At 71.3% G+C, this 20,826-nt stretch carries 21 protein-coding genes; 10 read left to right on the top strand and 11 right to left on the bottom strand.

Annotated features, from left to right (window positions below):
* Positions 1 to 24 precede the first annotated feature (24 nt).
* Together WMF31_RS06265 and WMF31_RS06260 are read left to right on the top strand one after the other, a co-directional pair.
* Positions 25 to 666: a LolA family protein gene (locus WMF31_RS06265; protein ID WP_129352751.1), complete on the top strand. Its 642-nt coding sequence runs from the start codon at positions 25 to 27 to the stop codon at positions 664 to 666.
* A 209-nt stretch (positions 667 to 875) separates the two neighbouring features.
* Positions 876 to 2,072: an SUMF1/EgtB/PvdO family nonheme iron enzyme gene (locus WMF31_RS06260; protein WP_436601051.1), complete on the top strand. Its 1,197-nt coding sequence runs from the start codon at positions 876 to 878 to the stop codon at positions 2,070 to 2,072.
* 48 nt (positions 2,073 to 2,120) lie between these two features.
* Here the strand turns inward: WMF31_RS06260 and WMF31_RS06255 are convergent, their stop codons facing one another.
* From WMF31_RS06255 to WMF31_RS06245, 3 genes are all read right to left on the bottom strand, one after another.
* Positions 2,121 to 2,624 (bottom strand): hypothetical protein, encoded by a 504-nt coding sequence (locus WMF31_RS06255; protein WP_129352755.1) that lies wholly within the window; start codon positions 2,622 to 2,624, stop codon positions 2,121 to 2,123.
* On the bottom strand, positions 2,606 to 2,854 hold the full coding sequence (locus tag WMF31_RS06250) for a hypothetical protein (protein WP_129352757.1): 249 nt from the start codon (positions 2,852 to 2,854) through the stop codon (positions 2,606 to 2,608). Before WMF31_RS06250 ends, WMF31_RS06255 begins: the two co-directional genes overlap by 19 nt.
* 323 nt (positions 2,855 to 3,177) lie before the next feature.
* Positions 3,178 to 3,333: a hypothetical protein gene (locus tag WMF31_RS06245; protein ID WP_436601050.1), complete on the bottom strand. Its 156-nt coding sequence runs from the start codon at positions 3,331 to 3,333 to the stop codon at positions 3,178 to 3,180.
* Between the two features lie 165 nt (positions 3,334 to 3,498).
* Here WMF31_RS06245 and WMF31_RS06240 point away from each other — a divergent pair, with 165 nt between their 5' ends.
* From WMF31_RS06240 to WMF31_RS06225, 4 genes are all read left to right on the top strand, one after another.
* A complete protein-coding gene (locus tag WMF31_RS06240; RefSeq protein ID WP_436601049.1) occupies positions 3,499 to 3,759 on the top strand; it encodes an AbrB/MazE/SpoVT family DNA-binding domain-containing protein in 261 nt (86 codons plus the stop codon).
* 250 nt (positions 3,760 to 4,009) lie between these two features.
* On the top strand, positions 4,010 to 4,606 hold the full coding sequence (locus WMF31_RS06235; RefSeq protein ID WP_436601048.1) for a DUF4291 domain-containing protein: 597 nt from the start codon (positions 4,010 to 4,012) through the stop codon (positions 4,604 to 4,606).
* Between the two features lie 200 nt (positions 4,607 to 4,806).
* Positions 4,807 to 5,166 carry a VOC family protein gene (locus WMF31_RS06230; RefSeq protein WP_436601047.1) on the top strand — a complete coding sequence of 120 codons (360 nt, stop codon included), beginning with the start codon at positions 4,807 to 4,809 and terminating at the stop codon, positions 5,164 to 5,166.
* Positions 5,167 to 5,281: 115 nt separating this feature from the next.
* Positions 5,282 to 5,668, top strand: a complete 387-nt coding sequence (locus WMF31_RS06225; protein ID WP_436601046.1) for a hypothetical protein — start codon at positions 5,282 to 5,284, stop codon at positions 5,666 to 5,668.
* 223 nt (positions 5,669 to 5,891) lie between these two features.
* On the opposite strand, the gene WMF31_RS06220 is transcribed toward WMF31_RS06225, so the two are convergent.
* Positions 5,892 to 6,221, bottom strand: a complete 330-nt coding sequence (locus tag WMF31_RS06220; protein ID WP_436601045.1) for a hypothetical protein — start codon at positions 6,219 to 6,221, stop codon at positions 5,892 to 5,894.
* Between the two features lie 381 nt (positions 6,222 to 6,602).
* On the opposite strand from WMF31_RS06220, the gene WMF31_RS06215 reads away from it, so the two are divergent.
* Positions 6,603 to 7,331, top strand: a complete 729-nt coding sequence (locus WMF31_RS06215) for a class I SAM-dependent methyltransferase (protein ID WP_436601044.1) — start codon at positions 6,603 to 6,605, stop codon at positions 7,329 to 7,331.
* Between the two features lie 144 nt (positions 7,332 to 7,475).
* On the opposite strand, the gene WMF31_RS06210 is transcribed toward WMF31_RS06215, so the two are convergent.
* Positions 7,476 to 7,700 (bottom strand): addiction module protein, encoded by a 225-nt coding sequence (locus tag WMF31_RS06210; RefSeq protein WP_436601043.1) that lies wholly within the window; start codon positions 7,698 to 7,700, stop codon positions 7,476 to 7,478.
* A gap of 946 nt (positions 7,701 to 8,646) precedes the next feature.
* Between WMF31_RS06210 and WMF31_RS06205 the strand changes: the two genes are divergently transcribed.
* A complete protein-coding gene (locus WMF31_RS06205) occupies positions 8,647 to 9,342 on the top strand; it encodes a hypothetical protein (RefSeq protein WP_436601042.1) in 696 nt (231 codons plus the stop codon).
* Positions 9,343 to 9,812: 470 nt separating this feature from the next.
* On the opposite strand, the gene WMF31_RS06200 is transcribed toward WMF31_RS06205, so the two are convergent.
* Positions 9,813 to 10,487, bottom strand: coding sequence for a peptide chain release factor-like protein (locus WMF31_RS06200; protein ID WP_436601041.1), 675 nt, complete (start codon positions 10,485 to 10,487; stop codon positions 9,813 to 9,815).
* Positions 10,484 to 11,719 carry an RtcB family protein gene (locus tag WMF31_RS06195; protein ID WP_436601040.1) on the bottom strand — a complete coding sequence of 412 codons (1,236 nt, stop codon included), beginning with the start codon at positions 11,717 to 11,719 and terminating at the stop codon, positions 10,484 to 10,486. The genes WMF31_RS06200 and WMF31_RS06195 overlap by 4 nt, the downstream gene beginning before the upstream one ends.
* Before the next feature lie 333 nt (positions 11,720 to 12,052).
* On the opposite strand from WMF31_RS06195, the gene WMF31_RS06190 reads away from it, so the two are divergent.
* Positions 12,053 to 13,651, top strand: coding sequence for a sigma-54 interaction domain-containing protein (locus WMF31_RS06190; RefSeq protein ID WP_436601039.1), 1,599 nt, complete (start codon positions 12,053 to 12,055; stop codon positions 13,649 to 13,651).
* 38 nt (positions 13,652 to 13,689) lie between these two features.
* Complete coding sequence (locus tag WMF31_RS06185; RefSeq protein WP_436601038.1) at positions 13,690 to 14,364, top strand: extracellular solute-binding protein; 675 nt, start codon at positions 13,690 to 13,692, stop codon at positions 14,362 to 14,364.
* A gap of 28 nt (positions 14,365 to 14,392) precedes the next feature.
* Here the strand turns inward: WMF31_RS06185 and WMF31_RS06180 are convergent, their stop codons facing one another.
* From WMF31_RS06180 to WMF31_RS06165, 4 genes are all read right to left on the bottom strand, one after another.
* Complete coding sequence (locus tag WMF31_RS06180) at positions 14,393 to 15,100, bottom strand: thermonuclease family protein (RefSeq protein WP_129352777.1); 708 nt, start codon at positions 15,098 to 15,100, stop codon at positions 14,393 to 14,395.
* A 379-nt stretch (positions 15,101 to 15,479) separates the two neighbouring features.
* Positions 15,480 to 16,694 (bottom strand): vWA domain-containing protein, encoded by a 1,215-nt coding sequence (locus WMF31_RS06175; RefSeq protein ID WP_129352779.1) that lies wholly within the window; start codon positions 16,692 to 16,694, stop codon positions 15,480 to 15,482.
* A gap of 453 nt (positions 16,695 to 17,147) precedes the next feature.
* Positions 17,148 to 18,563, bottom strand: a complete 1,416-nt coding sequence (locus WMF31_RS06170; protein WP_436601037.1) for a WD40/YVTN/BNR-like repeat-containing protein — start codon at positions 18,561 to 18,563, stop codon at positions 17,148 to 17,150.
* A 166-nt stretch (positions 18,564 to 18,729) separates the two neighbouring features.
* Complete coding sequence (locus WMF31_RS06165; RefSeq protein WP_436601036.1) at positions 18,730 to 20,541, bottom strand: RICIN domain-containing protein; 1,812 nt, start codon at positions 20,539 to 20,541, stop codon at positions 18,730 to 18,732.
* Positions 20,542 to 20,826 lie beyond the last annotated feature (285 nt).

The raw sequence follows: 20,826 nt of genomic DNA, 5'->3' as shown, positions 1-20,826 counted from the left end.
CCGGCCGGGGTTGAGAGGGCGAGGATGCAGCGGCGATCGTTCCTGATGGGTGTCGCGGCGTGCGGCGGGGCGCTGTCGCTCTCGGGCCGCGCCGGCGCGGACGAGGTGGGCGACGCGCTCGCCGAGATCACGCGGGCGCGCGCGTCGGTGAAGACGCTCGTCGCGCCGTTCACGCAGGAGCGGACCATCGGCCTTTTGGCGACGGCGGTGAAGAGCGACGGGGAGATGACGCTGGTGCTGCCCGATCGCCTCCGCTGGGAGCTCAGGCCGCCGGACGCGATCACCTACTGGATCACGCCGGAGGGGTTCGGCTTCGCGACGCCGAAGGGCGCGGCGGGCGCGGGGCGGGGCGCGGCGGGGCGCTTCGGCGCGGTGCTGTCGGATCTGCTGGTGCTGCTCGGCGGCGATCTGGAGAAGCTCAGGGCGCGCTACGAGCTGTCGATCCCGAGCCGCGCGGGCGGGATCACGCTCGCGGCGCGGCCGCGGGCCGAGGAGGTGGCGAAGCACGTGCGCAGCCTGGAGATGACGTCGGGGCCGGAGCTGTGGTCGGTGCGGCGCGTGGTGATCGAGGAGAAGAACGGCGACCGGAGCGTCATCGCGTTCGGCAAGGTGGCGCGGGACGTGGCCGTGGATCCGGCGCGCATGCGGGCGCCGAAGCGGGGCTAGCGCCGCGTCTGGAGGGCGCCGAAGCGGGGCTGGCCCCGCGCCTGTCGACGCTCGTCCCTGGCTGGGCGGGAGGTCTTGCCGGATGGCCCGGCGCAGGGAGAGGGACGGCTCGGCCCGGGGAGAGAGGGCGCCGCGGGGGAGGTGCGCCGGACGCACCGGGGGGCAACGCCCGGGTTCCCCTCGCCGCGATCTCGGCTATGACGCCCCGCATGCGACGCCTGCTGCTCCCCTTCCCCGCCCTCGTGCTCGCCGCTGCCTGCTCCGGCGCTCCCCCGGAGCCCGCCCAGCCCGCGGCTCCCCCGCGCGCGCGCATCGAAGCGCCGCCCGCGACCGCGCCGGCCCCGGCCGAGACCGCGGGCGCCGCGGCCACGCCGCCGAGCGCCCCCGCCGAGCCGGCCGAGCCCGGAGCGGCCGCCGAGGCGGACGCCGGCGCGGAGGAGGCGCGGGCGTGCCCCGCGGACATGAAGCTCGTCGAGGGCGAGTACTGCACCGAGGTCGAGCACACCTGCCTGCGGAGCTGGTACGACAAGTCGAACAAGAAGACCGTCTGCGAGGAGTTCGCGCCGACCCCGGGCCGCTGCACCGGCGAGAAGGTGAAGAAGCGGTATTGCATCGACACCTACGAGTGGCCGAACAAGGAGGGTGAGCGGCCCGAGGTGATGAATCGGTTCCACCAGGCGCAGGTGAAGTGCGCGGCCGTGGGCAAGCGCCTGTGCACCGAGTCGGAGTGGACGCTCGCGTGCGAGGGCCCCGAGATGAAGCCGTTCCCCTACGGGTACTCGCGCGACGCGACGAAGTGCAACGGCGACCACCTCTGGGACAACCCCGACATGAAGAAGGTCGCGAAGCGCGACCCGGACGAGCTGGCCCGCCTCTGGAAGGGGGTGCGGAGCGGCTCGCAGGCGCAGTGCATCAGCGACTATGGAGTCGCGGACCTGCCCGCGAACGCCGACGAGGTGGTGGCGAGCGAGACGACCGGCGGCTGGCGCGGCAAGTACGACAGCGTCCACACCGGGGGCCCCTGGTACAAGGGCGTGCGCAACCAGTGCCGGCCGAAGATCTACACGCACGACGAGGGGTTCTATTATTACTTCCTGAGCTTCCGCTGCTGCGCCGAGCCGGACGGCGAGGCCACGGACCCGCGCACGCCGCGCCAGATCCGGGAGGGGTGGAAGATGGATCGGGTCGAGCGGAGCGCGCGGTTCACCGTGGCCGAGATGCGCGAGAAGCTCGAGCTGAAGGAGCAGGGCAAGTGCGAGTGCAAGGCGCACGACATCCTGTGCAAGACGATGTGCGGGACGCTGCTCGGCCCCGGGGCGGTGGACGCGACGCCGGGCGGCGCGCCGGCCGCGAAGGGCGGCGCGACGGCCGCGAAGGGCGGCGCGACGGACGGCAAGGAGCGGTGAGGGGCGCCTTGGAGGGCGTGTCGATCCCGGCGCCGGCGATCGAGGGCCTCAGGGCTTCTTCTGCGGTCCTCCCCGAAGCTGGCGCAGCGCTGCCGCCATCAGCGCAGGCGTGGTGAAGAGCGTCGTTTCCTTGCTCAACGCCACGAGATGTCGTTCCGCAACATCGACCGAAACGATTCCGACACGCGCGGCGCGGAGCACGACGCCAAGCGAGCCGACCGGCGTCACCCCGAACGCTCGTGCGGCGTCGCGCGCCGCCAGATCGTCGGTCAGCAGGAGCGTGATCCCGAGCTCCTCACAGAGCGAAAGGGCAGCAACCTCTCCCGCGTGCAAGTGAGCGCAGCGGGGAGCAACCCGCGACGCGTCGACCGCGCGGACCTCGCAGACGACGGTCGACGGCAGCGAGAACACCGATCGATGGCGGACCACCTCGTGCTGGACAATGTCCGGTATGAGCACGCGCTCGAACAGCGCAAGCAGGTCCAGCGCGCCCAGCTCGTCCAGGTGGATGAGCGGGCCGGCGTCGGCGACGGCTACGGCCTCGAGGCCCACGCGATGTCTTCCTCGATGGCCTGCTGCTGGCGCTCCGTCATCAGGACCCAGTCGAGACCGACGGCCGCGATCGCCTCGCTGCGACTGATCTCCTCGCGAACGAGCTTCGCCAGCACGCGTTCGCGCTGAAGGGCGCGAACGCCGGCGTCAATCACGCGGGCGAGAGCCTGGGACTCCGACTCCCCTGTCTCGACCGTGATCTCATGCAGGAGTGTTGCCAGGGATTGCACCGGAAGGAGTCTAGCACCTTGGTACGTTGTTGCCCAAGGGTGTGTTCGCGCCGGAGAGCCGGGGCGATCCGCCGCCTTCTCCGGGATTTCAGGAGGGACGCCACGATGGCTCGCGTCCGCACGGGATGCATGGCCCGAGCGCGGTCCCAACCGCCAAGCGTCGGGCCTGGACGGTCCTCGTCGGCCGACCGCCTCGAACCGCCATCGCTGTCGGGCTTTCCGGCCCCCACGAGCCGCGCCATCCCCCGCGGGGATGGGCTGGGAGCTGGCCCCCCGATTCGTTCGCGAGGCGGTCGGCCCATGCTTGGCCGGCATCGCGCAGCTCAGGCCGTCAAGCACCTCGACGAGCGAGTGACGTCGACCACCACGAGCCCGCGCTCCTCGCAGAGCGCCTCCATCCGCTCCGCGGGCCGCGCCACGAACCGCCGCACCTCGACCGGGCCCCGCCCCGCGCTGATCTGCGCCCTCGACCGGCTCATCGCTTCACCGTGACCACCGGCACGAGCGGCGCGACCGCCGTCGCCAGCCCTGCCTCCGAGCCTTGGTGGGGCTCGAGAACCCTCTTGCCGCGGAGCTCGTCGATACGGCTGAGCGGCCACGCGGCCGTCCTCGCTCGGGGCGAACTGCCATGGTACCGTGCCCACATGAAGATCGCACAATCCAGGGTTACGGCGCGGGGACAGCTCTCGGTTCCCGCCGAGGTACGCAAGCGCCTGGAGCTCGTCCCGGGCTCCATCCTGGAATGGGAGGCAGAAGGCGATCGAATCACCGTGCGACGCGTCGGTCAGCACACCTTCGAGGATGTTCACCGGGCACTGTTCTCGCAGGAACCCCAGCCGCGAAGCCTCGCGGTTCTCAAGGACGGCATCAGGCAGCACGTAAGAGACCGCCAGGCGCGCCGTTGACACCAGTGTCCTCGTTCGTTTGCTCGCGCGCGACGACGCAAAGCAGCTCGCAGCCGCCGAATCCTTCGTACAGACAGGTGCATGGATCTCGCATCTCGTGCTCATATCGGCCATCATCGCACCCGTTCGGGGTCGGATTGCCTTGCTAGAGTGACCGCTGGCAGGGAGTCAACCATGGCAAGTCGCCTTCGCACGTGCTCGGGCCGCGCGGCTGGCCGCCAAGATGCCGGATGGATGCAACGAGGCCCACATGCCGAAGCTTCGTGAGGTCAGAGCGGACTACGATCGCGAGACCATCGTCGTGTACCAGGCCTATGCGCCGGCGATCGCCGAGCCCGCGCTGCGCGCTCAGCGCTTCGTGCCCCCGTTCTCGTTCGGCCGCATGACGTGGATCAAGCCATCTTTTCTGTGGCTCATGCACAGGAGCAACTGGAACCACAAGGCCGGTCAGGAACGAACGCTCGCGGTGCGCATCCGTCGAGCGGCCTGGGACAAGGCGCTCTCCCTCGCCGTGCTCACGTCACCCGAGCCTGGTGCGTTCCGGTCCCCTGACGAGTGGGCGCGCGCCTTCGCGGGTGCGAAGGTCCATGTCCAGTGGGATCCCGAGCGCACGCTCCGCGGAGCGGCGCTGCCCTGCTACAGCATTCAGGTCGGGATCAGCCGCCACCTCATCCGCGAGTACGTCGAGGACTGGATCGTGGCCATCGAGGACTACACCCCGCTGGCGCGCAAGCTCCACCAGCAGATTCAGGCCGGGCACGCGGAGAAGGCGTCGAGATTCCTCCCGAAGGAGAGGCCCTATCTCGTGGACCCCGCTGTCGGGCGCCGCCTGCTCATCGAAGCGTGAGCGTGCCGGCCCGCCCCCTGCCCGGCGCCTCGCTCCAGCGCAAAGGAGGGCGGCAAGCGTGACGCCTGAAGAGCGCCTCCCTCCGCTGCGCCGGGCCGGTCGGCATGACGTTGCGGTGAACGAGCGTGCCGCGCCGGCCCCGCCGCCGCTCTGGCGCTCGCAGCCGAGCGCGGGTACGCTGCGCGTTCAAGGAGTGAACCGTGAAATCAACCGGCAAGATCAATTACGTCGAGCTTCCAGCGAGAAATCTCGGTGAGACCAAGAGGTTCTTCTCGGAGGCGTTCGGCTGGAGCTTCGTGGATTACGGAGCAGAATACAGCGCTTTCGGCGAGGCCGGCCTGGACGGCGGATTCTACAAGTCCAGTCAGGTGGTGAACGTCAACCAGGGTAGCGCCTTGATCGTACTCTACAGCAGCGATCTGGAATCGACCCTGGCCAAGGTGGAGCGGTGTGGCGGCGCCATCAAGAAGCCGATCTTCTCGTTTCCGGGCGGGAGGCGTTTCCACTTCACCGATCCCAGCGGCAACGAGTATGCGGTGTGGTCCGACGCCGGCGCATGATCGATGGGGCGACAGGCGAGCACCGGGAGGCATAGCCGGCCTTCGCAGCCGGTCGCGCGCGACGGCACGCGCTCCGGCGGAGCGGCGGCGCTGGGCGGACGGGGGGTAGTGCGCCATGGGGCCATTTCGTGAGACGTGGACGAAGGCCGAGGTGGAGGCCGTCATCGCACGCGGCGATCCGGCCGAGTTGCTCTACGTCCCCCTCGTCGTGTCGCTCGATCCGCCAGGCCGGGTGTGGGCCGAGCAGATCTGCCTCCGGCTCGTGGGCCACCCGTCGCCGGACGTCCGCGGCAACGCGCTCCTCGGGCTCGGCCATCTGGCCCGGATCTTTCGGTCCCTCCATCGCCGTAGGGTTCAGCCGGCCATCGAGGCCGGGCTGCAGGACCGCGACCCCGGCGTGCGCGGACATGCCAGCTCGGCCGCCGAAGATGTCGCGTGGTATCTCGGGTGGGTGCTCGCGGGCCGGGAGCACACCCGCGGGCGGCCAGTCTGCCCACGATGAGCAAGGAGGGGGCCATGACGCGGACAGGTGGCTCCCTCTCGCCGCACCGACCCCGCTTCCGCCACATCGAGCCGGGCGCGCGGCCCGAGCATGTCCGGCGCCATGCAGTCAACGCCGGTCGCCATGGGCCCCACGCCGCAGCGGGCACCGCTCAGCTCAGATCGTCGAGCACCTCGGCGAGCGACGCGGCGACGACCGCCCGCTCATGCCACCGTTCCAGAATTTACGGATTCTTCTCGGTCAGGACGCGTTCCCGCGCCGCGTCCGGCACGGCGATGCCGCGTACACGGAGCGCCGTCAGCACGGCCCGAGCCGCCTCTTCGGCACGCGCCTCGGCGCGCGCCTCGGCCCGAAGCTTCCGCTCATAATCCTCGAACCACGCCCGGATCTCTGCGCTCACCTCGTCCTCCTCGTCGATCGCCGGCTCCTGTCCTCCGAGCCGGAAGTGTACCAGCAGCGGCTTGGCGATGCTCTTCTCCCAGGCATCGTCCGGCAGCGCCGCCAGATCCACCAGCGCCTCGCGCAGAAAGAGCTGGTCGGAGCGATTGCGCATGGGAGTCCGCCTCTAATCCATATCGGCAGCTCGGAATCGGCAGCTCGGACCACCATTGATCTCCACGGGAGGACGAATAAAAATCATCAACAAAGTGCAGCACACAGCGGGTCGCGCCCGTAACACCTCATCGAGCAGCAAGCTGCTTACGGGCATTGGCAGCAAATCGTCCAGGATTCGTCCTCGGTCGTATGAGATTCCGGAAAGCGACGCGGCGCGGACCGGGCGGAGCGAGCTGCAGGACCTCAAGAAGGTGTGGCGCTTCTTGCGCGGTTCGGGGATCATTCTGCGGGTCCAGTGAGCGGGTCGTGATGGCCACCGCCCCTCCGGCTTCGCGTTCTCGCGAACTGTCAGAGATATCCTCCCACTCCCGAGCGTCCCATGTCGCAGAACATCTACGATCAGTCGGAGTTCTTCACCGCGTACAGCCGGCTGCCGCGCTCGGTCCACGGCCTGGCGGGCGCCCCCGAGTGGCCCGCGATCCAGGCGCTCCTCCCCGAGCTGACGGGCAAGAAGGTGGTGGACCTCGGCTGCGGCTTCGGCTGGTTCTGCCGCTGGGCGCGCGAGCACGGCGCGGCGCGCGTGCTGGGGCTGGACCTGTCCGAGAACATGATCGCGCGAGCCAAGGCGACCACGCAGGATCCTGGCATCGCGTATGAGATCGCCGACCTGGAGCAGCTCGAGCTGCCGGAAGGCACGTTCGACTTCGCATACAGCTCGCTCGCGATCCACTACATTCAGGATCTGGGGCGGCTGGTTCGGACGGTGTACCGGGGGCTGACGCCCGGCTCGCACTTCGTCTTCACAACCGAGCACCCGATCTTCATGGCCCCGACCCGGCCGGGCTGGTCGGCGGACGACGAGGGCCGCCGGATCTGGCCCCTGGACCAGTACCTCGTCGAAGGACCGCGCACGACCGACTGGCTGACCAGGGGCGTGATCAAGCACCACCGGACGCTCGGAACGACGCTGAATACGCTCATCCGCGCCGGGTTTACCGTCCGCCACGTCGAGGAATGGCAGCCGAGCCCGGAGCAGATCACGCGCCATCCCGAGCTGGCCGAGGAGCTGGACAGGCCCATGTTCCTGCTCGTGGCCGCCCAGCGTTAGCGCCGGCGCCGGGCCTGTATGTCGGGGAAGATGACGCGTCCTGAGGCCGGACTGCCAGGTTGAGGAGGCGAGTGCTTCCTGATGTAGAGGCGGCGGCCTCGTTCAGCTCGCACTCGGCCGACTCATGAAAGATGACCGGAAGCGTCACCGGAGGCGCGCGCGGGCGTCACGAAAGACGTCCTCGGCCGGTCGCCCTCGGGATGGATCGGCGTCGAGATCCGCGTCCCGCCTCGTGGCTTCCTCGGTCCAGAGGCGCCTGTGCTCCTCCTCGGAGAGCTCATCCAAGCCTTCCAGAAGCGCCTCCGCGAGATGTGCGCGCTCCGCGGCGGGCAGCTTCAGGGGTTCGGCTTCCAGCTCGGGGAGGTTCACGAAGGCATTGTACTGCGTGGCTCGGAGGCTGCCCAGCAGCTCTTTTCCACGGGTGATGAGATGCTCGTGGCGGCGGTGGGACGTCGAGCGCCGCCATCCACGCCAACCAGAGCTCCTCGTGCACGAGCTGAGCGAACCTCGGTTCGAAGAAGCGGGCGATGTCACGCGACGAGCGCAGGCGACTCGGACGGCGCGCGCGATGCGTACACGCGGCCGCCAAACTCGCAGGGGGCGAGCGGCCACTGCGCGTCCTCGGGAGCGAGCTCGGTCGGCTACGTCCAGCTACGTCAGGGCATACGGCGAAGGCGCCCGAGCTCCAGCAGGCCGCGCATGCCGAGCAGGCGCGAGGCCGCACCAGGCTGGCCAAGCACACCAAGTCGACCCACGTGGCCTCCGGGGCAGGCAGTACGTCGACGAGCGGGGGCGGCGACGGTTCTCGGCCGCGTCGCACATGGCGCCCGCTTGGCTGGGGCGAGCCACGGAGGATCGCTGCAAGGCGGCTTCCTCGGCTCGTAGGGATATGCATCAAGAGGCTCTTCGCGGCGTCATCCGATGTGGAGCCTGCATGCTGTTGCTTTGGTCTTCTTGACAAAGCGGGGCAGCCGTCGGTTACACTATATGGATAACGCCGAGAGGCGCTCGGTCAAGCGCGAAGCTTCGACACAGCAGGAGCACAATGACACGACTTGTTCAATTGATGCATCCGGGCGGAGAACACCGGATTCCCGCATCTGGGCGGAAGCCCTGGAATCGAGACAAACACGCGCGCTGCTTCCTGAAGAGCCGGGGCAGCTTCTCACGCGACAACGCGGGTCGGGACCGCGGAGTAGGAGACTTGGTGTTCTGGGGCGAGTGGGAAGCCCCAGCGGACGCGCAACGGCTCGGGTGCGGAGGTGACGGCCTGCCAACCTGGATCTGTGTTCCAAAGGTGTGCTCTTGCGCGGCGGTGCAGCAGCCGCAGAACACCGATCCGTTCGTCTTCGGCGACACATTTCTGTACTCGTGCTGCAAACAGGTTCGGCGCAATGGCTCCGCGACCCTCTTGCGAAAACTTCAACGTGGAGATGTCATACTTTTCGGCTCTCGTCTCGATGGGCGGTTTGTTCTGGACACGGTGTTTGTGGTCGCTCGAAGCGAAATATTCGAAACCAACCGTGGAGTGGAGTTGTTGACCGGTCGCGTTCCAGCGGAGTTCGTTGAGACCGTTCTCCGCCCCCTCGCGCGCGCCTCGCGACTGGAGCCGCGAGGCGCAGAAGCCGACCTGCGCGGTTGTGGCCCTGAGGAGTGGGCTCCCGAGGACGAGGAGTACGCGGCTTGCGCCGCTGCCTGCGCGCCCGTCGGCACACAGTACCGGCTCTACTGGGGAGCTACTCCGGACGATCCCGTGGATGGAATGTTCAGCTTCGCTCCTGCACAGCTCGCCGAGCACGCGCCTGCCGGCTTTCGCCGCCCGGCGATCGATGCCCACTTTATCAATGCCAATCTTCGTGGGTTCAAGACGTGTCTTGAAGATGAAGATGGAAACAGCTCGCACCAGATCGTGAAGGCAGCGTGGGAGAAGGTCGTCAGCCAGGTGATCCAGCAGAACCATCTGCTTGGGTTCCAATTCGCCCTACCGGAATGGGAACGCGATCACGCCTAACGAGCCGCTGCTGCCGATGGGCGCTGCGCGCCCGCAGTAGACCGGTCAGACGTTGGGCGGAAGATTGAGCGACCACCTTCGCGTGCGGCTGTCCGTGTACGCCGACGAAGGGTGTCTTCCTAATCTTGAGCTCCTGACCGCAGTCGCATAGCGATCCGCGAGCCGGCGTGGCGTAGCAGAGCGATTGTCCTCCGCGCTGAGGTCGGGCAGAGGACACCATAGCGATTTCTCGATCAGCGTGAGGCGACGCTCGATGCCGTCATAAGGAGCTGGCCTCATGCGTCGGGGAGCTCGCGCAGAAGAGGACCGAAGGCGTGCTCACTCCGGAAGAGCAGTAGGGAGTAGGCGGAGATAGACCGCTCGAACGGCAGGCTCAACCTACTCAAGATCGAGGCCGAGGCTCTCTGGACGAGGCGTGCAACGTCGTGCAGCACGTGAAGCCGGACGTCGACCTGCGTTTCGCTCCCCCCTCACCGCGCCACCCGCCCCTCCGCCACCTCGAGCGCGCCCCTCCGCCCCGCCCGGTACGTCCTCACCGGCTCCCCCCGGACGAGCCGGTCGTGCTCGCGCCAGCGCGCGGCCTCTCCCTCGGCCGCGCGCCGGGCGGCGCGCGCGGCGAGCCGCTCGGCGATACGCTCCACACCGCGGCGGACGTTCGCGTGCTGCGAGCGCTCGTCGGCGACGCGCACCGTGATCCCGCTCGGCCGGTGGTGGATCCGGACCGCCGACAGGGTCTTGTTCACGTGCTGCCCTCCCGGCCCGCTCGCCCGGCACGCGGAGATCTCGAGCTCGCGAGGATCGATATCGGCGCCGGCGCACGCCGTCACGCCGGAGTCCGCCCCGGCCCCGGCCGGGTGGACCGCCACCCCCGCGAACCACCGCTTGCGCGCGGCGCGCCCCCGCTCCGGGCTCCGCTCCACCAGCGCGTGCGTCCCGATCTCGCCCGCGAGGCACCGCAGCGCGTCCCCCTCCACCAGGATCTCGACCGACCCCGGCGCGTCCTCGTCGCCGTGCACCGTGACGTCGACCACCACGAGCCCGCGCTCCTCGCACAGCGCCTCCATCCGCTCCGCCAGCCGCGCCACGAACCGCCGCACCTCGACCGGGCCCCGCCCCGCGCTGATCTGCACCCACGACCGGCTCACCGCTTCACCGTGACCACCGGCACGAGCGGCGCGACCGCCGTCGCCAGCCCGGCCTCGACCAGGCTCTCGACCACCGGCTCGATCGGCTTGTACGCGTCCGGGTGCTCCTCGAGCAGCAGCGCCGGGTCGTCGCACACCACGCGGCCGCCGAGCGCCGTGCGCGCGAGCTCGCGCCGCCGGTACCGGGCCGCGATCTTCTCGCGCGCCTCGCCCCGCCCCATCTTGCGCCCCGCGCCGTGCGCGACCGACCGGAGCCCCGCCTCCGCGTCGGCCGCGCGCATCACCCACGACGGCGCCCCGCGCGACCCGAGCACGATCGTGCCGTCGTCGCCCCGGGCCGGCGCCGCCCCCTTCCGGTGCACCCACGCAGGCTCGCCGCCCACGGCCTCGCGCGCGACGTCGTTGTGGATGAGGTCGAGCCCGCCCGCGATCTTCGACGGCCGCGCGGCGCCGAGCGCGCGCAGCATCCGGTAGACGAGCAGGAACCGGTTCGCCTGCGCGAAGCGGCACGCGCCCGCCAGCTCGCCCAGGTACGGCAGCGCCGCGTCCCCCTCGAGCACCGCGTCGCCCCAGCGCTGCCCGAGCGCGCCGCCGAGCCCGCGCGAGCCGGAGTGCGCCAGCACCACGAGCGCCCCCTGGGCGAGGCCGAAGGACGCCGCCGCCGCAGGGTCCCGGACCGCGCCGACGCGGGCGATCTCGACGAAGTGATTCCCCCCGCCGACCGAGCCGAGCGCGCGCTCGAACCCGGCCCGGTACGGCGCCGGGTCGCCGCTCGGGCGCAGGCCGTCCTCCGGCTCCGCCGCGGCGAGCTGCGCCAGCGCCTCGGGCACGCCCTCGACCTCGGCGAGGCCCCGCACGCCGCGCCGGAAGACCTGCTCGAACACCTCGCCCGGATCGCACTCGGCGAGCGGGTCGTCCTCCATCGCCTGCCGGACGCGCCGCTCGAGCACGTCCGGCGCCATGCGGCCGACGCCGGTCGCGACGAGCCGCACGCCGCAGCCAGCGTCGCCGCCGATGAGCTGCGGGATCACGCGATCGGCGAACGCGAAGGCCGCCCCGACCGGGATGCCCCGCCCCGCGTGCAGATCGGGCATCGCCACGGCGCGCACGCAGCCGGGCAGCGCGGCGACGCGCGCGAACTGCTGCACGGCGTTGCCCTCGAGCCAGACGTCGTCACGGGCGACCAGGCGGGCATGGGCCGGAAGAACGAGGCTGTCGGCGGGGGCTTTCATGGGGTCTCCAGAGCGCTCGTGGGATCGAATGGGCCAGTCGTGGTGCCGCACAGGCCGGTCATGGGGTCGAAGGGGTCGTTCATGAGATCGTGTGGGCCGGTCATGAGGTCGCGTAAGCCGGTCATGAGAACGTGTGGGCCGGTCATGAGGTCGCGTAAGCCGGTCATGAGACCGCGTGGGCGCTCCAGAGCGACCGGCGGGACGCAGACTCGCCTTGCGGCTGCCGTGCCAGCGCGCGAAACGGCGCCCGCACCGCGGAAACGCCCCGGTCTGGTGCACGGCGCACCACTCCAGGTGCTGCACGACGCATCATCCCTGGTGTACGGTGCACCAGTGAATCGCCTCCTCCTGACCTGGTCGGACGCGGGCACGCTCGGCCCCGCGCCGGCGCACCAGGGCCGCCGGCCGGACAGCGACCGCGGGCCGGTGCAGCGGCTCCTCGACCAGGACGAGAGCCGCTACGACGCCATCGTGATCCTCACCATCCCGGCGGGCGAGGCGCCGTCGCGGGCGCTGGCCGAGCGGGCGCGGGCGCGCGCGCCGCGGGTCGAGCTCCGCGTCGTCGACGTCGACGATCCGTCGGACCACGCGAAGCTCTTCCGGGCGGTCGGGCCGCTCGCGGGCCAGCTCAAGCGCGCGTTCCCGGAGGCGGGCTGGGCGATCGACGTGCTCCTGTCGGCCGGGACGCCGCAGGCGCAGACGATCTGGGTCATCCTGGTGCAGGCGGGGATCCTGCCCGCGCGCATGCTCCAGGTGATCCCGGCGGCGTTCGTGCCGCGCCCGCACCCGCGGCCGGTGCGCGAGGTCCGGCTCGACATCGAGGGGTTCCCCGAGATCCGGGCGCTGCGCGAGGAGGTCGTGCGCCTGCGGGCCGAGGCGCGCACCCGCGAGGCGGTCCTCGTCGGCGAGAGCGAGCCGATGCGCGCCCTGCGCGCCCGCGTCGCCCGGGTCGCCGCGACCGACGTGCCGGTGCTCATCGTCGGCGAGACCGGCACCGGCAAGGAGCTCGTGGCCAGGGCGATCCACGAGCACAGCCCGCGCCGGAGGGGCCCGTTCATCGCCGAGAACTGCGGCGTCTTCGCCGAGGGGGTGCTCGCGAGCGAGCTGTTCGGCCACGAGGCGGGCGCCTTCACCGGCGCCGCGGGGCGGCGGCGCGGCGTGTTCGAGCAGGCGCACGGCGGCACGCTGTTCCTCGACGAGATCGGCGAGCTCTCGCCGCGCGTGCAGGCGTCGCTGCTCCGCGTGCTCCAGGACGGGACGCTGCGCCGGGTCGGCGGCGAGGCGAAGATCGAGCTCGACGTGCGCGTCGTCGCCGCCACGCACCGCGACCTCGCGGCCATGGTCGCGGACGGGGCCTTCCGCGAGGACCTGGTCTACCGCCTCCGCGGCGCGATCCTCGAGGTCCCGCCGCTCCGCGAGCGCGGGGGAGACATCGAGATCCTCGTCGAGGCGTTCCTCGACGAGGTGCGGGCGCGGCGCAAGGGGCGCGGCCTCGAGGTGACCCGCGAGGCGCTGCGGCGCCTCCACCACCACCCCTGGCCGGGCAACGTGCGCGAGCTGCGCGCCGAGGTGCACAGGTGGGGGGTCTTCTGCGATGACACGGTCGACGCCGGCGACCTCTCGCCGGAGATCACGTCGCCCCCGGCGCGGCCGGCGGGCAGCGGCGCGGGCGTGCACGCGCACGGGGCGGGCGCGCTCGGGGCGGGCGCGCACGCGCACGGGGCAGGCGCGGCGGCCGGCGGCGAGCGGCTCGCGACCCTGGCGGAAGCGGTGGAGTCCGCGGAGCGCGCCGCGATCGCGCGGGCGCTCGACGCGCACCAGGGCAACATCTCCCGCGCGGCGCGGGCGCTCGGCATCGACAGGAATACCCTCAAGCGCAAGCGGGCAGCCTACGGCCTCGGCAGTGCCAGCGCGCCGCGCGGACGGCGGTGAGCGCGCCCGCGTGTGCCCGTGGACACTGAACCGATTAAGTGGTCTCCTCGCGCGGCCGCGCGACGGGACGCGCGAGGGATCGCGAACCCGCGATCGGAGAAGGAGCCACCGTGACGTCACGCACGCTAGAGGCCGTCGCCGCATTTGCCCTGCTCGCCGTCGGGGCCGCCGCATGTAGCAAGCGCGGGGACGACAAGGCGTCCTCGTCGCCCTCGCCCTCCGCCTCGCCCGCGTCCGCTCCGGCGACCCTGACGTACTGGGCGAGCAACCAGGCGCCCAGCATCGAGGACGACAAGAAGATCCTGCAACCCGAGCTCGACAAGTTCGAGAAGCAGACCGGGATCAAGGTCAAGCTCGAGGTCATCCCCTGGTCGGACCTGCTCAACCGGATCCTCGGCGCCACCACGAGCGGCGCCGGGCCGCTCACCGCGCTCTTCCGCGTCGTGCTGCCCGCGGCCAGGCCCGGCGTGGTCGCGGTCGCGATCTATGCGTTCATGACCGCGTGGGGAGAGGTCCTGTTCGCCTCCGTGCTCACCAGCGAGGACGGGCGGACCCTCGCCGTGGGGCTGCAAGGGTACGCGACCCAGTCGAACATCTACTGGAACCAGGTGATGGCGGCGTCGGTCGTCGTGAGCGTGCCTGTCGTCACCGGGTTTCTGCTCCTCCAGCGCTACCTCGTCCAGGGGCTCACCGCGGGCGCGGTCAAGTCCTGACGCGCGCGGGTGGTGGCCTCGATGGCGATCAGCCGCCTGGTGCGTGGGACTCCGCCGGGACGCGGACGAAGGGGGGGCGGATGTCCCGAACGTCGAAGAAGAACACCCGATCCCAGAACGGCACCTGCTCCCGCTCCGAGAGGTCGAACACCTCGCCGCGGGACAGGCTGCCGACGGCCCTGGCGTGGGCGCCGCCCCGGATGCTCCACCGGAACTCGTACGGGAGGAGGACGCTGGGATCGCTGAACATCCCGCGCCGCTCGGTGGAGCTCCGCCGCGCGGCCTCGGAGAAATCCCGCGCGTGACGCAGGTTCGGGGCCACGATGTAGGGCGCCGCCAGGCCCTCCTCGATCATCTGCAGGTTGATGAGCTGGCCTCCCGCGTGCACGTGGCCGAGCACGCGCCCGTAGGAGTCGAATCGCTGCTCGTCCACCTGGATCTCGACCTCGCAGCCGACAGGGAGCAGCTCGCGCAGCCGCGCAGCGGCCACCTCGGCCCAGCGTCCCTGGGACCTGCCGAAGAAGTGCGTCTCCGGCGTATCGATCGAGAGCAGGCGCACGTGGCGGCGCACGCCCCCCTCGTCGTGGAGCTGGAGCGTGTCTCCGTCCACCACCCTCGTGATCTGCCCGCGAAAGCGGTCGCCCGGGAGATCCGGCGCGCGGCGGAGCCGCCGCCTCTGGGCAACCTCGGACAGGTAACCGATCAACCTCCGGAAGCCCGGAAGCAGTCCTTTCATCGTCCCCCCCTCCTTCGATGGATAGAACTCCAGGAAGCCGCCGTTCGTCGGCGCGCTGGACGTTCATCCCGCCCAGACGGCGTGCTCCATGACGATATGGAGCGCGCCCTCGGCTCGTGAAAGCGAGCGCGCCCTGATAGACGGCACAGCGTGGACCGGAGATCGGATCGAGAGAGACCGCCAGGATCGTTGGGCGGGAGAGTCTCGGCTTTCCCGGCGGCGCGATCGGCGGATCACCGCGGAGACCCGGAGCACGGCGGGAGAGGCATGCGGGACACAGCGCCTCGTGCCGTCCTCGCGGCCCGCTGGAGCTCGACCCTCCGTCCAGCGCAGGAGAACGGCTCGGGCGCCGGGGAGGGCGCCCGAGGCAGGGCGGCCTTCACCGAGGGACGGGGACCACCTCGTCGCAGGGGAAGGTGATGCTGATGTCGTGATCGCCGGACTTGACCGTCTCGCACGCGGCGCCGACGAACTCCACCTCGCTCGGGCCGTTGAGCCGCCAGCCGTCCGGGTCGTTGAGGACGACCGGCGCGCCGTCGATCAGGACCGTGCCCGCGCTCCCGTCTCCCTGGACCCGTCCCTCGAGCGTGAAGGCGCACTCCCGCACGACGTTCCCGATGATCGACTGGAACGCGGACTCGAGCTGCGACACGTCGTTGGCCGGATAGTACCGCGGGGTCGGGTCGTCGAGCGGCAGGCCCTGCCCGGCGTTCGCGAGCTCGTGCAGGTGCTCGATGCCCACCTCGTCCCCCACGGAGATGACGTACACCGTGATGCCGCTCTCGAACGCGTGCTGGACCGCCTCGAGCGAGGCCGCGCGTCCCCTCTCGTCGACGCCGCTGCTCCCGCGGCGCCTCTGGCAGGAGTTCGGCTCGCCGTCGGTCGCCAGCACGAGGACCTTCGGGCCGGGGAACTGGGCGGAATCGAGCCCTGTCAACCTCGGGATCACGGCCTCGATGGACTGCCCGGTCGGCGTGTTGCCGCCGTCGTCCCGGTCCATCTCCTCGGGCTGATACGCGTCGACGATCGCGTCGTAATTGTTCGCCGCGATGGGCACCTCGAGCAGCCAGGGGCAGGTCGCGCCGCGGTCGTCGTCGCGCGGCGTGGTGTACATCGTGAGGCCGAAGTTCACCTGCGACTCCAGCGTCGAGACAAGCCCGCTCGCCGGATCCACGAGGGCGTTGCGCACGGCCGTCCAGCGCTGGACGCCGCCGCGATCGTCCTCGCCCTGCAAGGGGTCGCGCATGCTGCCCGAGCGGTCCACGAGGAGCAGGACGTTCGGGACCGTGCGACCGAAGCCCACGGAGAGCGAAGCGCAGGCGTCGCCCGGGTCCGTGGTGCCCGGATCGCCTGGACCGCCCGGAGCCCCCGGGCCGCCCGGAGCCCCCGGCTCGTCCGGGAGGAAGACGCCGTCGTCGCCGCCCGATGAGCCGCCGCCCGACGACGCGCAGCGCCCGTCGGCGCACCCCGCGTCGTTCCCGCCGTCGCTGGACACCCCCCCGCCGCACGCGCCGAAGATCGCAGCGGAGAAGAGAAGACCAAGACCACCCGCCAGGCACCTACGAAACCTGATGACCGATCGCTCTCGCAACATATCTGACTCCAGCAGCTAATGAACAAGGTTAAGGAGTACCGCGCGCCGCGCGGCGACCCGGAACACCGCGACACAACACCACGTCCCGGCACCCTCGCGGCCCGCGGCCCCCTCTCGATCACCGCGGAGACACGGAGACATGGGAGGGCCGAGACGACGGGAATACGCCTCAAGGTGCATCTTCGCACCGGCGTGAGGGCGCGGCCAGCGCAAAGCGTCGGCCGGTGCTGCGAACTGCGCTCGCCAGGCAGCGTGTCCGCTGAAAAGATACCATCACATGGCTTATCGACGAGAGGACGTCGCCGTCGCACACATCCACGCAGAGCGCTCCGCCGCAGGCGACACGCCGGACGCGAGCGCCGCTGCGATCACCGTGGCTGTGATCTTCGTCCCAGGGATCACGCCGCGTCCCCCGGCGGGGGATTGTCGATCCTGTCGAAGAGGAGGCCGTCGTCAGACAGGGCCTCTCGGCTCCCTGGCCCGGAGTCGGAGGCCCCGCGCGCGCCGCCGCCGCGCACCGAGCAGCGCGCCGCCGGCCGCGATCATGCAGCTCAGCAGGGCGCCGGGGCGCCCTTGGCCGGAGGCATCGCAGGCGCAGCCGCCGCCCGCGCCCGGCGCGCCCGTGCCGACGCCCGTGCCCGTGCTCGCCCCGCCCGCGGCCGGGTCTCCACCGCTCGCCCCCGCGCTCGGGCCGGCGCCGGCGTCGCAGCGCCCCGGGACGCCGAGGAAGCTCGCGGTCGCCGCCCAGAGCGCGGGGCACGTCGCGCCGGTCGAGGTCTCGCGCCCGCACGCGGGCGGCGGGCCGCAGAGGCGATCGAGCGTCAGGATCGGGGAGAACGTCTCGCCGCCATCCACGGAGACCCCCGCGGTGAAGCCGTCCGCGAGCTCGTCGGCGCAGGCGAAGAGGCCGTCGCTCGTCCAGGTCAGGCAGCGGACGCCGAGGCGCCCGACCTGCGTGAACTCCAGCGTCGTCGTCGGCGCGATCCACAGGCCGTCCATGTCGCTGCCGACCGCGATCCTCGCGCCGTCGGGCGAGAGGGCGAACCCGAGGAGGCTCACGGCGTGGAACACCTCCCGCCACGTGGCGCCCCCGTCCTTCGAGACCAGGAGCGCGTCCGCCCCGTCGCCGTCGCGGCGGACGTACACGACGTCCGCGTCGCGCGGATCCACGGCGCCGAGGTACGGCAGGTTGCGATCGTCGCTGCCCGGGATGTCGAAGCTCTCCCAGGTCTCGCCGCGATCGTCCGAGCGCTGCAGCGCCCCCTGGAACGTGGGGCCGTTCCAGCGCCCGCTCACGTAGAGGCGCCGGGGGTCGGACGGCGCGCTGTCCAGGGTCACGCCCAGGAACGCGCTCGGGAGATCGACGCCGGCCTGGGCCCAGGTCCTCCCGTCGTCCTTCGAGGCCCAGACCTGGGTCAGGATCTCGTCGCCGGTCAGGACGCTCGAGCCGAGCAGGATGGCGCTCGACGGCTCGGCGCGGTCGATCGACACGTCGACGAGGTTGAGGTCGGCGAGGCCGCCCCCCGCGATGTCCCACTGGCAGCCGCGATCGTGCGTCGCGCTCAGCCCGCTGGAGAGCCCGGCGAGGATCGAGCCGTCGCCGGTGATGACCAGCATGGGATCCTCGAAGCCGCTGTAGCCGATCGACTCCTCGCAGATCCACGACCAGCGCTCGCCGCCGTCGCTGGTCGTGAGGACACCGTACGTCGCGCGGAGCACGATGCGCCGCGGATCGGCGGGATCGACGAGGATCTGGCCGGCGGAGGGGTAACGGCCGTTCGCGGACGCGGGCGTCGAGGCCGCCAGGGCGGCCGACGCCAGGGCGATCCGGAGCCCGAGCGCGATGCGGTTGCTCGAAGGGAAGATCATCTGCGCCGTCCTCCCGCGCGTCCTACCTCGACCCCGGGGCCCGCGGCGCTCGAAGCGAACGGGGGGCGGGAGAGCGCGGCCGCGCCGCCGCCGCGCCGCGGGACAGGGAGAGGCGCGCCGCCGGCCCGACGGCGCGCCCGGGCCCCCTGCCCGCGCGGGCCGCGCGCTACTGCCGCCAGAACCGCTGGTTGGTCCCGCTGTGGCAACGGTACTGGATGAACTGGCCGCCGTCGGCGGTGCTGGCGCCGGAGATGTCCATGCACATGCCGCTGTGGACCGCGCGCAGCGAGACGGTGCCGTCGCCGCGATCGAGGAGGTTCCACTTCTGGTGGTTGCGGTCGAGACAATCCCGCTGCGTGATGCGCGCCTTCTCGGCCCTGCTGGCGTTGGCCACCTCGAGGCACTTTCCGCTGTTCACGTTCTTCACGACGTACGCGCTGCCCCCGGCGCTCTCGATGCTCCACTGCTGATCGACCGCTCCGGTGCACTGCCACTGGCCGATGGTGGCGCCGTTGTCCCTGCTCGCGCCGGCGACGCCGACGCACTTGCCGGAGTGGGCGGCCTTCAAGCGCTCGCCGCCGCCCGAGCCGTCGCCGCCCGAGCCGTCGCCGCCCGAGCCGTCGCCGCCCGAGCCGCCGCCGCCGGCGTCACCGCCGCCGGAGCCGCCGCCTCCAGCATCGCCGCCCGGGCCAGAGACCTGGATCTGCGCGCCCGTCGGCGAGATCGAGAGCAGCTTCATCGTCAGATCCGTCCCGAAGAACTGGTGGGAAGCGCCGACGGTGAGCGGCGCGTCCGTGAAATTCCCGCCAGGGATCATGTCGAGCAGGTGCGCACGACCGCTGTCCCTCGCCTGCGAGAAGAACGCATGCACGAGGACGCCGTTCACGGAGCGATTGCGCGAGTCGACCACGTTGGTCGGCGACGGCTGGCGGAACTCCACGTGATACATGACGCCGTTCGGCCCCTGGACGCGGAGGAGCTGCGCCCCGCCGCTCGGCTCGGTCATCGGGGCGAGCGTGTAGGTCTGATTGCCCTGGGCCATCACGATCTGCGACGACGTGATCCACCCCAGGTTCGCCTTGTAGTTGGCGTTGAAGTGCTGGCGCCCGCCGTGCCCCATCGGATCGAACGGATCGCCGTACTCGTCGAAGGTGCAGTCGTTGCTCATGGTCACCGTCGCGCCGCCGCTGCGGCACGTCCGCGAGGAGGCGTGCCAGAGGCCGAAGTTGTGGCCGAGCTCGTGCACCACGACCTCGGGCCACAGGCCGGCGATCCAGGTGGCGTTGCCCGGCTGCGCGCCCATGCCGCCGTACCCGCAGTCGATCCGCCCGAAGATCATGAAATGCTGATACTCGCCGAGGTCGAAGCCGGCGTTCCGCGCCGCGGTCCTCGCCTCGTTCTGCCACCGGTCGTAATCGTCACACCGGCCGAAGCGGATGTTGAAGGGGCCGGCGACGTCGTACTCGAGCTGCATCTTCCCGAACGAGGAGCCCGCGAGGTGGGTCGCCGCGCTGGCGAGCGTGTTGCGCACGTCCTGCTCCGTGCCGAGCGTCTGGCCGCCGTCGAACTGCACGCGCAGCGCCAGGACGCGCTTGGTCCCCGTCGTGACGAGCGCGCTCGTCAGCTCGCTGATGCCCTCCGGGGGCCGCATCACGTCGACGTCGATGCTGCCGTCGTCGTTCTCCCGGCCGAACACCTCGACCGGCGAGCCGCTGGCCGTGCGCCAGTCGACGGGCGGCTCGGCGCCGGACGCCGTCGCCTCGCGCATCGCGTCGAGGTTCAGGCGCACGTACGTCCCGTCCTCCCGCTGCAGCATGTACCGGGCCTCGCCGGCGGCGACGGCGACGGTCAGCGTCCCCGACGCGACGGGCTCCGGCCCCGCGTCGCCGTCGCCGGCCTCGTAGCTCATGCAGCCGGCTGCGATCGCGCAGGCCGCGGCGAGGGCGACTGTGGACAGCTGCGACTTGAAGCGTTGCATGAGTGCCTTCCTTTCCAAGCGTCCAAGCATCGTTCCGATGCGCCGTCGTCACCGCGCGGGGAGCGACGCGGCGTCCCCTCGGGCGCACGAGCGCCGCGCGCGCTCCCCCGGAGGACGCCGCGGGCGCGGGCTCTAGCGCCGGTGCGGCGAGGGGCCGGCGGCCAGGCCGCTCGTCGCGCCGCGCGGGGTCGTCGCGACCGTCACGCGGCGTTGCCATCCTCACCCCCCTCGCGGAGGAGCGTGCGCCACCCAAAGCAAGAGCGCTGCCAAAGGCTCATTACAGGC

The organism is Sorangium sp. So ce1036 (genome assembly GCF_051369805.1).
Classification (GTDB): Bacteria; Myxococcota_A; Polyangia; order Polyangiales; family Polyangiaceae; genus Sorangium; species Sorangium cellulosum_F.
Note: the sequence above shows the minus strand (reverse complement) of the source record. Positions and strands in the feature narration are given on the sequence as shown.